Here is a 12,849-nt window from a genome sequence, read left to right on the forward strand (position 1 = left end):
TGCCGGGTTCATGACATCGCCGCCCGCATCCCGGCAGAAAAGGGGACTACCGGGATGATCAAGGCCGCTATCGCTAGAGATCGACATCGCGTCGCGGTTCGGCGAACCAGCGATAGACGGCAGGCAGGACAAGCAGCGTCAACAGGGTCGATGTGATCAACCCGCCTACGACCACCGCGGCGAGCGGCCGTTGCACGTTGGCGCCGATGCCGTTGGCCAGCAGCAGCGGCACCAGCCCGAGGATGGCCACGGTGGCGGTCATCAAGACCGGGCGGAGCCGGTGTTCGGCTCCGAGCCGCACGGCCTCGTTCATGGGCATGCCGGATTCACGCAGCTGGTTGATGTAGGACACCAGCACCACGCCGTTGAGCACGGCCACCCCGAATACGGCGATGAAACCCACCGCGCCGGCCACTGACAGATACAGCCCGGAAACCCAGAGCGCGAATATCCCGCCGGTGATGGCGAACGGCACGTTGAGATAGATCAGCGCGGCATAGCGCAGGCTCGAAAACGCCACGAACAACAGCAGGAAGATCAACGCCATGGTGATCGGCACCACCACGTACAGCCGGGACATGGCCCGCCGCTGATTCTCGAACTGGCCGCCGTATTCCACGAAATAGCCGGGCGGCAGTTCGACCTCGGCGCCCACACGCTTCTGGATATCGCGCACGACGCTGCCCATGTCGCGCCCGCGCACGTTGAGCTGGACGAACAGACGCCGGCTGGCCTTGGACCGCGAGATCTTCTTGGGCCCGCGATAGACCTCGACGTCCGCGACCCGCGATAGCGGGATCAGGGCGCCTTCCGAGGTGCGGAAGGTCAGGTCGCGAATCGCATCGATCCGGTCGCGCGCGTCCGCGTCGAGCCGCATGAAGATATCGAAGCGCCGGATGTTCTCGAACACCTGGCCGACGCGAGCCCCGCCGATGCCGGCATCCACGACGCCGAGCACTTCGTCCAGCGAGATGCCGTAGCGTGCCAGCGCCTGGCGATCGGGCCGGATCACGATCTGCGGTTTGCCCCCCTGTTGCTGGACACGCACATCGGCCGCCCCGGGCACATCGCGTGCAATGGCGGCGATTTTGGCGCCGGTTTTTGCGAGCTCATCCAGATCGTCACCGTAGATGCTCACCACCACCTGGGCCAGCACACCCGACAACAATTCGTCGGTGCGCAGCTGGATCGGCTGCGAGAAGTTGTTGGCCAGCCCGGGCAGCGCTTCGCCCACGCGCTTGGACATGGCGGTTTGAAGCTGCTCGTAATCCCTCCCGCTGGACCAGGCATCGAGCGGCTTCAGATCGACCACCGACGCGATCACGTTGACCGTCTCCGGATCGCCGCCGACCTCGGCCCGACCGACGCGGGAATACACGCCCTCGACTTCCGGGAATTCCTCGATCACCGCCTGTACGCGCTTGGCGTAGTCGGTGGTGGTCTTGAGGCTCGCCCCCGGCGGCAGGGTGGAACGCACCATGAACGTGCCTTCGCGCAGCGTCGGGATGAACTCGGTGCCGAGCGTCGGAAACAGCGCCAGGCTGGCCGCGAACAGCACGAGGGCCGCGCCCAGCACGACCACCGGCGCCTTGATGGCGGCATCCCGGATCGGGCGATAGCCGGCCTTGAGCCAGCCGACCAACCGCGGTTCGCCGTGGGCGCTGCCCTTCTTGAACACCAGCGAGGCCATGACCGGCACGAACGTCAGCGCCATCACCAGCGCCCCGACCAGCGCGAAACAGATGGTGTAGGCCATCGGCGAGAACAGCTTGCCCTCGGTGCCCTGTAGCGTGAACAGGGGTGTGAACACCAGCACGATGATGGCGATAGCGAAGGTGATCGGCTGGGCCACCTCGGCCGCGGCTTCGCCCACCAGCCGGAGATGCGACACCGGTTCGTCGGCGCGTTCCTCCATATGGCGGAAGATGTTCTCGATCATCACCACCGAGCCGTCCACCATCATGCCGATCCCGATGGCCAGGCCACCCAGGCTCATCAGATTGGCCGACAGCCCGACGTAATCCATCGCGATGAAAGCGATCAGCACCGACAGCGGCAGACTCGCGATCACGATCAGCGTCGAACGCAGATTGCCGAGGAACAGATACAACAGGATCAGCACCAGCACCGAGCCTTCGAGGAGCGCATCCTCGACCGTGCCGGTCGCCTTCTCGATCAGGTTTGCCTGTGAATAATAGGGCTTCACCTGCATGCCTTTCGGCAGCGACTGGTTGATGTTCTCGACCTTGGCCTCGACCTCGTCGAGCAACGCCTGCGTGTTGCTGCCGATCAGCTTGAGCACGAAGCCGCCGACCGCTTCCTGGCCGTCGGCGATCAGCGTGCCGCGCCGGATGGCAGGGCCGAAACTGACTTCGGCGATATCGCCGAGATAGACGGGCGTGTTGTTGTTTTCGGCGACCTGCACCGCACGCAGATCGGCCAGCCCTTTCTCGCCGGGATCGACCCAGCCATAGCCGCGGATGATGTATTCCTCGCCGCCGCGCTCGATGAACGAACCACCCACGTTACGGTTGTTCGCCGCAATCGCGCGGCGCACATCGGCGACCGTGAGTTGACGGGCCGACAGCGCATTCGGATCGAGCTTGATCTGGTATTGCTTCTCGAAACCACCGATCGACAGCACGCCGGTCACGCCCGGCACCGTGCGCAGCTGCGGTTTGACGATCCAGTCCTGCGCGGTGCGCAGTTCGGTGGGCGAGTGATCGCCGCCGTCGGTGTTTTCGACCGTATACATCATCACCCGGCCGAGGCCGCTGGTGATCGGGCCGAGCTGTGGATCGCCGAGGCCCTTGGGGATCTCCTGACGGGCCTTGGCGAGGCGTTCCATCACCAGGCGGCGGGCGAAATAGATATCGGTGCCGTCCTCGAAGTACACGTTGACCCGGGACAACCCGAAGATCGACGTGCTCTGGACCCGTTCCAGCCCGGGCAGGCCGTACATGGCGATCGACACCGGATACGACACCTGTGTTTCCACATCCACCGGCGACAACCCGGGACTGGACGTGTAGATCTGTACCATCGACGGGGTCACGTCGGGATAGGAATCGATCGGTACGTTCTTGAAGGAATACAGACCGGCGCCTGCCAGGGCGACGATCGCGACCAGCGTGAGCACGCGGTTGGCCAGGGCCAGCCGCACGAATCGAGCAATCATGACAACCTCCCGATCAGTGGCCGTGGGCGGCGCTACGCGAGCCGCTGGTCAGGGCCGACATCAGATCGAAGGCGCCGGCGGTAACGACTTCGTCGCCGGGCGCCAGGCCCTCGCGGATCTCGATCCGGCCATTGCTCTCGTGACCGGTGGCGACAGCCACGGCCCGAAACGCGCCGTCCTCGTCGCCGGGCACGAAGATGATCTGTTCGTCATCGCCGAGCGTCTGGACGGCATCGGTCGGCACCAGGGCATAGCGTTTATCGCCCTGGGTTTGCACGGTGGCTGTGCCGAACATGCCGGCAGCCAGTCGGCCGTCGCGGTTGTCGACGACGGCGCGCGCCGTGAGCGTGCGGTTCTGCGCATCCAGCGAAGCCGAGACCCAGTCCGTCTGACCGCTGAAGCGACGCCCGGGCAGGGCACGGACCTCGAGCGAGACCGGCAGGCCGGGGCGCATGGCGGCGGCCTTGCTTTCCGAGACCTGCAGCATGACCCACAGCTTCGAGGTATCGACCACCTGGAACGGCGTGTCGTCGGACGACAGGCTCTTCCCGGCCACCACATCACGGCGCTGCACGACGCCGGCCTTCGGCGTCCTCAACGCAAACCGCGACAACGGCGCGTCGGTGCCACCGTCGATCGCATCGATCTGCTCGTCGCTCAGACCGTATAGCCGTAGTTCCGCGCCAGCGGCCCGCATGGCGGCCCGGGCCGATCGATACTGGGCACGGGCTTCATCGAGGGCGGCCTGACTGATGATCTGGTCGTCGGCCAATCCGCGTTTACGACGATAGGTCGCGCGCGCATTCGCGTAGTGGGCTCGGGCGGTGAGGTAGTCCGCCTTGGCTTTGCCGAGCGCGACGCTGTCGAGGATGGCCAGCGTATCGCCGGTGTCGACCCGATCACCTAGATCGGCTTCAACGGACACCACCTTGGACGCCAGACGCGGGCCCACGGCGGCCACGCGATCGGCGTCGAAGCGGACATCGGCGGGGGCGGTAATCGTGTCCTCGGCCGTGCCGGCCGGGGCTTTATTGATCGCCAGCTTCAGGCGGTCACGTTGCTCGGCACTCAAGTGCACGGTACGCGGCGAGGGCTTGTGTTCCGACGCATGTGATCCGTTTTCGTCCGCATGAGAGGCGTCGGCGGCGGATGCAGCGCCGACGGCCATCGGGATCGTCGCGAGGGTTAGTGCGCCGGCCCAGAACAGGCCGCGTGCCATCCGGCGGATTCGGGTCTCGGGCATCGTTTTAGTCTCCATGGCGCGGGCTCCCGGCGTTGATCGCGATGAGCCCGCCGGTGGCGCGCTCGAGGTCGGTGGCGGCGCCGATCAGCGCATCCAGGGCCGACAGATATTCGCGGCGCACCGCGATGAGGTTGTTCTGGGCAGTGGTGATGGCGGGCGCGCCGACTTCACCGGCCTGGAAGGCGCGTTTCGTCAGTGCGACGCTTTGCTCGGCGGCGTCGAAAACGGCGCGATCGAGTGCGGTGACGCGGGTTCGTGCCGTGCTGTAGTCCGACAGGGCACGCAATACCTGCAGGCGCACCTCGCGTTGCAGGTTCTCCTGTTCGAGCTGTGCCTGGTCCAGATCGGCCGCGGCCTGTTTGCGTTCGCCTTCGTAGCGATGCAGCAGCGGCAATTCGAACGACACGCCGCCGCCGGCGATGGTCGCGCCGCTGCCGCCCGGGCCCTGACCGTTGCCGCCGTTTTCCTCGCGATAGAAACCGAACACGGTGAGGTTGGGAATGAGCTGGCGATCGGCGAGCTTGAGCCGCTCGCGCGCGGCGGCGACCCGACCGGCCGCCGCCATTAGATCGCTGCGCTGACGCACGGCCCGGGTCAGCAGCCCGGCGCGATCGTTCACGCGCAAGGGCTGGTCGAGATTAAGCGTGCCGGCGATCTGCAGACGGCGTCGTGGATCGATGCCCAGCATGTCGTCCAGCGCCAGGCGGGCGCGCGCCAGACGGTTTTCGGCCTGGGCCCGGACCGAACGCGCCCGGCTCACGCCCAGCTGCGCGGCGTTCAGCTCCAGCCGGGTGCCGGCGCCGGCCTTCATCCGCCGCTCGGCGTAGTCGTAGAGATCGCGGTTCGCGGACACGATCTCGCGGGCCGTGGTCACGGCGCGTTCGGCCACCAGCACCGACAAAAATGCCGCGCGCACCCGGGCGGTCGTGGCCGAGACCAGATAACGATAATTATCGCGGGCCGCGGCCAGTTCGCGATTGGCGGCCGACTCGCGCAGCCCGCCCTGGCCGGCGATCCAGAACTCCTGACTGAGCTGGATGTTCAGATCGGTGCCCGAGCCGGCCGGGGTCGAACGCTGGCCGGCCCCGAGCTCGATCCGCGGGTTCGAGGGAACCGCCACATCGGCGTGAATCGCCTTGCCGCTCAGGCGTTCCACGCGGATCTTGGCCGCGCGCAGGGTCGGGTTGTAGTCGGCGGCCCAGTCGAGGGCCGCGTCGAGAGTCAGGGGCTGGGGGATCTGGGTAACGGCCGGTGCCGATACCGCATACGCGCCCAGCCCGAGGCCGAGCGCCCAAGCGCCCAGCCGCAAGCGTATTGCAGACATGCATGAATCCTCATCGCAGAAAAGAAGAAAGCGAGGGGATTCAGGCTATGGGCGGGGTAACGAAGGGGTCGGGACCGGGCTCGACGTAGTGTCGGCCGCGGTTGGGCACCAGCAGTGCCGGGCGGGCGGCGACAGCCGCCGTGAAAGTCAGAATGATGCCCACGAAATGCAACTCGCCGTGGCTGCAGTGATCGCTGATGTCGGTACTTGTTGCGCCCACATCGCTGATGGACGAGGACGAGGCATCGCCGGCATCGGCCTGCACGGCGGGCGGCGTGGCGCCATCGACCGGGGCCGCATCCACGTGAATCGACCACGCCAACGCATTGCACAACAGGCAAAGCGCCAGCACGCCCTTGATCAGGGCCATGAATGTGGTGCGGTCTCGAGGCATGGCGCAATTAGAGCATGCCGGCAGACGCCGGCGCAAGTAGTTGTTGCGCCGTGTCGCGTCACACGCGATGCCGAAACGCCGTCGCAACCGCTTCGGCACAGAGACGTTTGAAACCCGGGCACGCGACCGGCGCTTTTATGCTGTTCGGGCCTCGTTCGTCGAAGAAAACGATCCGCAGATGACGCAGATTGCACAGATGCGGTGGTACTTCCGCTGCCTAGCGGATGCGAGACCCGAACCCGCCGCGGAGCCGGGAAGAACGCAAAGCCAACCAATCCGGTGTAGAACAACGAGCAGACAGCCCTTCGCGCCCCGATAGAACGAGTGTATCGAAGGATTAACCGCCATCTGCGTGAATCTGTGTTGATCTGCGGATAAATGTCTTAAGGAACGAAGAGAGCAGCCCTGCGGTGTCCCAAAACCAAGGTATAGAGACCAGTCCGCAAATAAACGCAAACTACGCTAATGCCGGATCGGTCATTTGACCCTGCTGACACTGGGCACTGTTAGGTTTTTCGGGCTTCGCTCCAAAAAGACTGTCCGTAGATCGACACAGATTCACGCAGATGTGGGGGCTTTCGCGGCATAGTGGATTCGAGGCGCTAATTGCTAGCGGCGGCGAACGAGGCGTGAAATTCGGATGAGTCGGTTCGGAAACGAAGCGCATCAAGCTATTTGCGCCACGATCGAGCTAGTGCCCCAATGATTAACCGCGATCTGCGTAATCTGCGTCGATCTGCGGATAAATGCCTTAAGGAACGAAGAGAGAAGGCCTGCAGCGTCTCAAAACCAAGGTATAGAGACCGGTCCGCAAATAAACGCAAACGACGCTAATTCCGGATCGGTCATTTGACCCTGCTGACACGGGGCGCTGTTAGGCTTTCGGGCTTCGCTCCAAAAAGACTGTCCGCAGATCGACGCCGATCTACGCCGATGCGGTTCTATTTTTCGCGGCGTAGCGGATTCGAGGCTCTAACCGGCTACGGCGTCGAACGAAATGTGTAATTCGAATGATGTGTCTGGGAACGAATCGCGTCGACCCGTCCGCACCACGATCGAGCTAATGTCTCCAACGCCTGATCGCCATCTGCGTGCATCTGTGTTGATCTGCGGAATAAATGCCTTGAGAAACGAAGCGAGCGGTCCTGCGGCGCCCGAAACTACGGTGGTCACGACCCCGCCTGTCCTTTGCGCTCTTTGCGTTCATTTGCGGACTGCAAAGATGAAATGCCACACGACCGCCATCCGTGTGGACCCGGCCTAATGCGTCGCCTGGTTCACACGACGCGAGACCTCTTCGGCACTTTCCACACGTTCGGAATAGCGATCGGTCAGGTAGTCGGCGCGGCCGCGCATCAGCCAGGTGAACTTGGCCAGTTCTTCGCAGACGTCGACCACGCGTCGATACAGCGGCGAATTTTTCATGCGGCCGTCGTCGTCGAACTCGCCGAAGGCCTTGGGTATGGATGACTGGTTCGGAATCGTCACCATGCGCATCCAGCGCCCGAGCACGCGTAGCTGGTTCACTGCATTGAAGCTCTGGCTGCCGCCCGAGACTTGCATCACCGCCAGCGTTTTGCCCTGGGTCGGGCGTACGCCGCCGAGAGACAATGGAATCCAGTCGATCTGGGCCTTCATGACGGCCGTGATTGCGCCGTGGCGTTCGGGGCTCACCCACACCATGGCTTCCGACCAGGTCGCGAGCTCGCGCAGCGCCTGTACGCGGGGATGATCGGCATCGGCGTCGTCGGGCAGGGGCAGACCGGCCGGATCGAACAGCTGGACCTCGCAGCCGAACAGACGCAGCAGGCGCGCCGCTTCTTCGGCGAGAAAGCGCGAATAGGAACGGGCGCGCAACGAGCCATAAAGAATCAGCACGCGCGGCGGATGGCGCGCTACGCCGGGGGCGGCCAGGGCGTCGACGTCGATCGGCTGAATTTCGTCGGGCTCGATGTGGGGCAGGTCGGCCAGGTCGGCGGGCGCAAAGCGCTGGGTCATGACTCGGCTCGGACGTAGGTGACGACTTCGCCGTCGGATTTGGTGAACTCCGCGACCGGTGTATCGAGCAGGTCGAGCACGCGCTCGGATGGCCGGCACAGAGCGACGCCGCGATCGGTGACTACGATCGGGCGATTGATCAGGATCGGATGCGCCAGCATCGCGTCGATAATCTCGGCATCGCCGAGGTTCGGGTCGTCCAGGCCCAGCTCGTCGTAGGGCGTGCCCTTGCGCCGCAGCAATTCGCGCGGGGGGAGCTGCATGGCCTCGAGCAGCCATTCCAGGCGGGCCCGGCTGGGCGGGTGAGCCAGATATTCGACGATTTCCGGCGTCTCGCCGGAGGCCTTCATCATGGCCAGCGCGTTACGGGACGTGCCGCAGTCGGGGTTGTGATAGATCAGCGGTTGCATGGGAATCCTCGTTCAGTCGTGGCGCGGCGCCGGCGGCTTGGGGGCGTTGGTGCGGGGTAATGCCCGGCAGGCTTCGGGGCGGCCGTTGCAGCAGTCGTGCAAAAGAAAGTCGACCGTCTCGGCCACGCGATCGAGATCGGCCCGATAGACGATCGAGCGGCTGTGGCGCTCGGCGGCGGCCAGCCCGCAGCGCGTGAGCACCGCCAGATGGCTGGACAGCGTGTTGTGCGGCACGTCCAGCACGCGCGCGATCTCGCCCGCGGGCAGGCCGTCCGGCTCGTGCTGCACCAGCAGGCGAAACGCGGCCAGCCGGGTCGGCTGGGCCAACGCCGCGAAACAATTGATGGCGTTATTCGTGTCCATATGTCGACGATTATCGACATAATGCGCCAAGCTGGCAATCCAGAGTCGCGCGAAGCGCGGCGTCGCGGCATGTCGATCTGCCGCATGAATGCCGGGCCGACGTGTTTGTCGCGCCGCGGCTTGTACATGGTGATCCGGCCCTTGATCGCCGGATCGCTCGATGAATCCGCGGCCCGCGTGATCGGGGTGATCCCAATAAACCGACCATATGGTAGGTTTGTGTATTCGTTTCGCTCGCCCCTCGTATGCGCCAGCTCCTGATTGCCTACGGTTTCTTGTTCGTTGCCATCGTCGCCGAGATCTTTGGCACCACGATGCTGGCCCGATCGGCCCAGTTCACGCGGCTGTGGCCGACGCTCGGCATGGGCGTGGCCTATGCCCTGTCGTTCTATCTGCTCACACTCGTGCTGCAGACCATTCCGCTGGCGATCGCCTATGCGCTCTGGGGTGGGCTGGGCATCGTGCTGACCACGCTGGTGGGTAGTCTGGTGCTCAAGCAGCCGATCGATACCGCGGCCGGTGTCGGCATCTTCCTGATTCTGGCCGGCGTGGTGATCATCAACGGCTGGTCATCGGCCGCAAGCCACTAAAAAAACGAGCGCATCATGGGATCCGCCCACAAGCGAGAGAAGAAGCCCGAGGCCGTACGTCGTGCTTTGCTCGACTGCGCTGCGCGTATCGCCATCGAGCACGGGCTGGCACGGGTAACCGTCCAGGCCGTGGCCGACGCGGCGGATGTGACCAAGGGCGGACTGTTGCATCATTTTGCCAGCAAGCAGGCGCTACTCGATGCCTTGTTCGTCGATCTGGCCGATGCCTACGAAAACGAAATCGAGGCGCGCATGGCGGGCCGGAGACATGCCACCGGCGTGTTCACGCGGGCCTATGTGGAAACCGTGATCGCCGACGTGGCCGAGCCCAGCTCGCGGCCGCGCGCCATCCTGGCCGTGCTGGCCATTGGCGATGCCCGCATGCGTGCGTTGTGGGCCGAACGCTTCGCACGGATGCTTGGCCGCCATGCTGACACTGACGATACCCTCGATCTGGCGACCCTCCGTTTCGCGGCCGATGGCTACTGGCTGTCCGAGCTGATCGGCAGTGACCCGCGCGATCCGGCGCGCGTCCGCGACAGCCTGTTGCAGTCGATCGCCGTCGCCTGAGGGCGCATCATCGAGGATAGACCGAACGACCAGCGGGAGCCCCCGCATGAACCATCCGGAACTCGACGATGAAACGGTTCGCGCCACGTTGCAGGCGTTGCGTCAGCAATCTCGCGATGAGAGCCAGCGTTCGCAGAGTCAGCGCGCTACGGTCGAACTCGACCAGACCACAACTGGGCGCTTGTCGCGTATGGATGCATTGCAATCCCAGGCCATGGCCCAGGCTACCGAGCGCCGGCGTGCCATCCAGTTACAGCGTATCGAACAGGCGCTCAAACGCCTGGATGAAGGTGGGTACGGCGAATGTATCGTCTGTGGCGAATGGATCGGCAAGGGACGGCTCGAGCTGGACCCGGCCGCGCTCAAATGCATCGAGTGCGCCGAATAAGAGGACAGCCTTCGACGCGTTGCCTGCACGGAACCTCGGTACGGGCTATTCGATCGTCGCCACCAGATGATCCCAGAGCTGTTCGGCCGGGGCGCGTAGCGAGCGCCGCTCGGGCCGGGTGAGTATGAATTGTTCGCGGGCCGGGCAGGCCAGCTCGAACGGCGCGACTAGCATGCTCCGATCGCCGATCAGCCCGCGATGCGCCAGGGCGATCCCGGTGCCCTGGGCGGCCAGCCGTAACGCCATGCTCTGGGTGTCGCACCACAGATGCCGGGTCGCAAGATCGGTTAGCCCGGCGGCCTCCAGCCAGGCCGGCCAGCCGACCGCGAAGCCGGCGGTATGCAGCAGCGTGTGGCCGGCGAGTGCAGCGGGCGTATCCAGCGTTTCGGCGATCGACGGGGCACACACGGCAGTCAAGGCATCGGTGCCCAGCGATTGCTGGACCAGATGCGGCCAATCGCCGGCGCCGTAGCGGATTTCCATATCCACGTCTTCGCCGATGAAATCGTCGGCCCACACGCCGGTGACTACGCGCAGCGGCGTGTCCGGTTGCTGGCGATGAAAGCTCTGCAGGCGCGGCGCCAGCCAGAACTGCTGGATCGCTGGTGTCGCGCGGATCGTGACCGGCGCGTCCGGTTCGGGGCCGAAGATTTCGGCCGTGCCGTGGGCGAGCCGATCAAACGCATCCTGCACGCTCGGCAACCAGGCTCGGCCGGCCTCGGTCAGCGTGAGCGAACGCGCATGGCGGATGAACAACTCCTGCCCGAGCCGGGCTTCGAGCAGGCGGATGCGCTGGCTGATGGCCGACTGGGTGACCGCCAGTTCCTCGCCGGCCCGGGTGAAGCTGAGCGTACGCCCGGCCGCCTCGAATGCTTGCAGCCAGGCCACCGGGGGTAGGCGCGCCATCAGCGAGCGCCTCGTCGCGCTATTAGCGGACCGGGGGCGGACGTTCTGGAATTTTGCATACGGCCATGATGCCGCAAATGCCTTAGCTAGGCTAAGGCATCGGGGCCAGATTCATCGTTTGTTCGCACGGCACCCCGGGTTCATCCTAATTGACGTTATTTCGCGAGCCTCGGGCTCGCTCGAATCAAGACGAGGATGGATATGGCGTCCGTGATCGATCGAGAACGTGTCGATATGAAAGAACTGGCCGACTACAGCGACGGCCCGGCGCTGATTTCGGCCCGGCTCACCGAAGTCGACGGTTCGCCGCGCGTGGCGCTGGCCTGGGACGATGGCGCCGAAACCGCGCTGCCGCCGATCTGGCTGCGTGATCACTGCCCCTGCGATAGCTGTCGCCATGCCACCTCGCGCGAACGTCTGTTCAAGATCATCGACGCCGAAGTCGGCGTGCCGAGCGTGTCGCTCGACAACGGCGTGCTGGCGCTGACCTGGCCGGACGGCCACGAAAGCCGGTTCGACAGCGTCTGGCTGCACCAGCGCCGGCCCGGCCAGCATCGCTTCCAGCCGCAGGTACCGGCCGCTCGGGCCTGGCGCGAGGGCTTCATGCCCGAGCACGTGGCCCATGCCGATTTCACGGCCGGCAACGACGGTCAGCGTCGCTGGCTCGAAGCACTCATCCGCGACGGCCTCGTATTGCTCGACAACGGCCCGACCGAGCTCGACGAAGTCGTGCGCATCGCTGAATCCATCGGCCCGATGCGGGCGACCAACTTCGGCGCACGCTTCGATGTGCAGTCCAAGCCGAATCCGAATAACGCCGCCTACACGGCGATCGAGCTGGAACTGCATACCGACCTGCCCAACTGGCGCAACCCGCCGGATATCCAGCTGTTGTACTGCCTGGAGAACGATGCCGAAGGCGGCGCTTCGACCTTTGCCGACGGGTTTGCGGTCGCCGAGGCCATGCGCCACGAAGCGCCCAAGCACTTCGCCATGCTGGCTGAAACGCCTATCGATCTGCGTTTCCAGGACGACGGCCACGACATCGCCGTGCGCGAGCCGATCATCCGGGTCGACGACCACGGCGAACTGCGCGAGATCCGCTTCAACAACTGGATTCGCGACGCCATTGATGTTGCCCCGGATCAAATCGAGGACTGGTACGCCGCCTACTGCGATTTCTGGGCCCGCCTGCGGGCGCCACGTTATCGCGCCGACTTCGAGCTGGCTCCGGGCCAGATGATCGCCTTCGACAACCGGCGCGTGCTGCACGGTCGCGGCGAGTTCAATCCGAACACCGGCAAGCGTCATCTTCAGGGCTGCTATCTCGATTACGACATGGTCGAGTCCAAGCTGCGCGTGCTGGCTCGCTGATCGGTCTGTTTGAGACTACGCCAAGACCCGGGCCGGCGACGGCCCGGGTTTTTTTAGGTTCATCGCACTTTACCGGGAAACGCGGCTTTGATTTTGAGGAAGAAGTAGTCG

General features: G+C 64.8%; 12 protein-coding genes. 4 read left to right on the forward strand and 8 right to left on the reverse strand.

Going from position 1 to position 12,849, the window contains the following annotated elements; all coding sequences use genetic code 11:
• Positions 1-73 precede the first annotated feature (73 nt).
• The 7 genes from C41B8_RS17500 to C41B8_RS17530 form a co-directional block, all read right to left on the reverse strand.
• Positions 74-3,178 carry an efflux RND transporter permease subunit gene (locus tag C41B8_RS17500; protein ID WP_037341209.1) on the reverse strand — a complete coding sequence of 1,035 codons (3,105 nt, stop codon included), beginning with the start codon at positions 3,176-3,178 and terminating at the stop codon, positions 74-76.
• Positions 3,179-3,191: 13 nt separating this feature from the next.
• Positions 3,192-4,421: an efflux RND transporter periplasmic adaptor subunit gene (locus tag C41B8_RS17505; RefSeq protein ID WP_198025277.1), complete on the reverse strand. Its 1,230-nt coding sequence runs from the start codon at positions 4,419-4,421 to the stop codon at positions 3,192-3,194.
• A gap of 4 nt (positions 4,422-4,425) precedes the next feature.
• Positions 4,426-5,745: a TolC family protein gene (locus C41B8_RS17510; RefSeq protein ID WP_084189178.1), complete on the reverse strand. Its 1,320-nt coding sequence runs from the start codon at positions 5,743-5,745 to the stop codon at positions 4,426-4,428.
• A gap of 40 nt (positions 5,746-5,785) precedes the next feature.
• Positions 5,786-6,115, reverse strand: a complete 330-nt coding sequence (locus tag C41B8_RS17515; protein WP_037341210.1) for a hypothetical protein — start codon at positions 6,113-6,115, stop codon at positions 5,786-5,788.
• Between the two features lie 1,284 nt (positions 6,116-7,399).
• On the reverse strand, positions 7,400-8,137 hold the full coding sequence (gene arsH, locus C41B8_RS17520; protein ID WP_037341212.1) for an arsenical resistance protein ArsH: 738 nt from the start codon (positions 8,135-8,137) through the stop codon (positions 7,400-7,402).
• A complete protein-coding gene (arsC, locus tag C41B8_RS17525) occupies positions 8,134-8,547 on the reverse strand; it encodes an arsenate reductase (glutaredoxin) (RefSeq protein ID WP_037341214.1) in 414 nt (137 codons plus the stop codon). Before arsC ends, arsH begins: the two co-directional genes overlap by 4 nt.
• A 12-nt stretch (positions 8,548-8,559) precedes the next feature.
• Positions 8,560-8,910 (reverse strand): ArsR/SmtB family transcription factor, encoded by a 351-nt coding sequence (locus tag C41B8_RS17530; protein WP_037341216.1) that lies wholly within the window; start codon positions 8,908-8,910, stop codon positions 8,560-8,562.
• Between the two features lie 245 nt (positions 8,911-9,155).
• Here C41B8_RS17530 and C41B8_RS17540 point away from each other — a divergent pair, with 245 nt between their 5' ends.
• The 3 genes from C41B8_RS17540 to C41B8_RS17550 are packed head-to-tail and all read left to right on the forward strand — an operon-like array spanning position 9,156 to position 10,458.
• A complete protein-coding gene (locus C41B8_RS17540) occupies positions 9,156-9,500 on the forward strand; it encodes a DMT family transporter (RefSeq protein ID WP_037341220.1) in 345 nt (114 codons plus the stop codon).
• Positions 9,501-9,515: 15 nt separating this feature from the next.
• Positions 9,516-10,070: a TetR/AcrR family transcriptional regulator gene (locus tag C41B8_RS17545; RefSeq protein WP_037341227.1), complete on the forward strand. Its 555-nt coding sequence runs from the start codon at positions 9,516-9,518 to the stop codon at positions 10,068-10,070.
• A gap of 46 nt (positions 10,071-10,116) precedes the next feature.
• Positions 10,117-10,458 (forward strand): TraR/DksA family transcriptional regulator, encoded by a 342-nt coding sequence (locus C41B8_RS17550; RefSeq protein WP_037341228.1) that lies wholly within the window; start codon positions 10,117-10,119, stop codon positions 10,456-10,458.
• Positions 10,459-10,503: 45 nt separating this feature from the next.
• Here C41B8_RS17550 and C41B8_RS17555 read toward each other — a convergent pair whose 3' ends face one another.
• Positions 10,504-11,364: a LysR substrate-binding domain-containing protein gene (locus tag C41B8_RS17555; RefSeq protein ID WP_037341230.1), complete on the reverse strand. Its 861-nt coding sequence runs from the start codon at positions 11,362-11,364 to the stop codon at positions 10,504-10,506.
• 201 nt (positions 11,365-11,565) lie between these two features.
• On the opposite strand from C41B8_RS17555, the gene C41B8_RS17560 reads away from it, so the two are divergent.
• Positions 11,566-12,738, forward strand: a complete 1,173-nt coding sequence (locus C41B8_RS17560; protein ID WP_037341246.1) for a TauD/TfdA family dioxygenase — start codon at positions 11,566-11,568, stop codon at positions 12,736-12,738.
• The last annotated feature ends 111 nt before the right edge of the window (positions 12,739-12,849 follow it).

This window comes from Salinisphaera hydrothermalis C41B8, assembly GCF_000732535.1.
In the GTDB taxonomy this organism is placed as follows: Bacteria; Pseudomonadota; Gammaproteobacteria; order Nevskiales; family Salinisphaeraceae; genus Salinisphaera; species Salinisphaera hydrothermalis.

What these genes read in the sequence shown, in the direction of transcription:
- C41B8_RS17510 (WP_084189178.1), bottom strand. Translation starts at nt 5,745, where the DNA reads ATGTCTGCAATACGCTTGCGGCTGGGCGCTTGGGCGCTCGGCCTCGGG.
- C41B8_RS17515 (WP_037341210.1), bottom strand. Translation starts at nt 6,115, where the DNA reads ATGGCCCTGATCAAGGGCGTGCTGGCGCTTTGCCTGTTGTGCAATGCG.
- C41B8_RS17545 (WP_037341227.1), top strand. Translation starts at nt 9,516, where the DNA reads ATGGGATCCGCCCACAAGCGAGAGAAGAAGCCCGAGGCCGTACGTCGT.
- C41B8_RS17555 (WP_037341230.1), bottom strand. Translation starts at nt 11,364, where the DNA reads ATGGCGCGCCTACCCCCGGTGGCCTGGCTGCAAGCATTCGAGGCGGCC.
- C41B8_RS17550 (WP_037341228.1), top strand. Translation starts at nt 10,117, where the DNA reads ATGAACCATCCGGAACTCGACGATGAAACGGTTCGCGCCACGTTGCAG.
- C41B8_RS17530 (WP_037341216.1), bottom strand. Translation starts at nt 8,910, where the DNA reads ATGGACACGAATAACGCCATCAATTGTTTCGCGGCGTTGGCCCAGCCG.
- C41B8_RS17540 (WP_037341220.1), top strand. Translation starts at nt 9,156, where the DNA reads ATGCGCCAGCTCCTGATTGCCTACGGTTTCTTGTTCGTTGCCATCGTC.
- arsC (WP_037341214.1), bottom strand. Translation starts at nt 8,547, where the DNA reads ATGCAACCGCTGATCTATCACAACCCCGACTGCGGCACGTCCCGTAAC.
- C41B8_RS17560 (WP_037341246.1), top strand. Translation starts at nt 11,566, where the DNA reads ATGGCGTCCGTGATCGATCGAGAACGTGTCGATATGAAAGAACTGGCC.
- C41B8_RS17500 (WP_037341209.1), bottom strand. Translation starts at nt 3,178, where the DNA reads ATGATTGCTCGATTCGTGCGGCTGGCCCTGGCCAACCGCGTGCTCACG.
- arsH (WP_037341212.1), bottom strand. Translation starts at nt 8,137, where the DNA reads ATGACCCAGCGCTTTGCGCCCGCCGACCTGGCCGACCTGCCCCACATC.
- C41B8_RS17505 (WP_198025277.1), bottom strand. Translation starts at nt 4,421, where the DNA reads ATGCCCGAGACCCGAATCCGCCGGATGGCACGCGGCCTGTTCTGGGCC.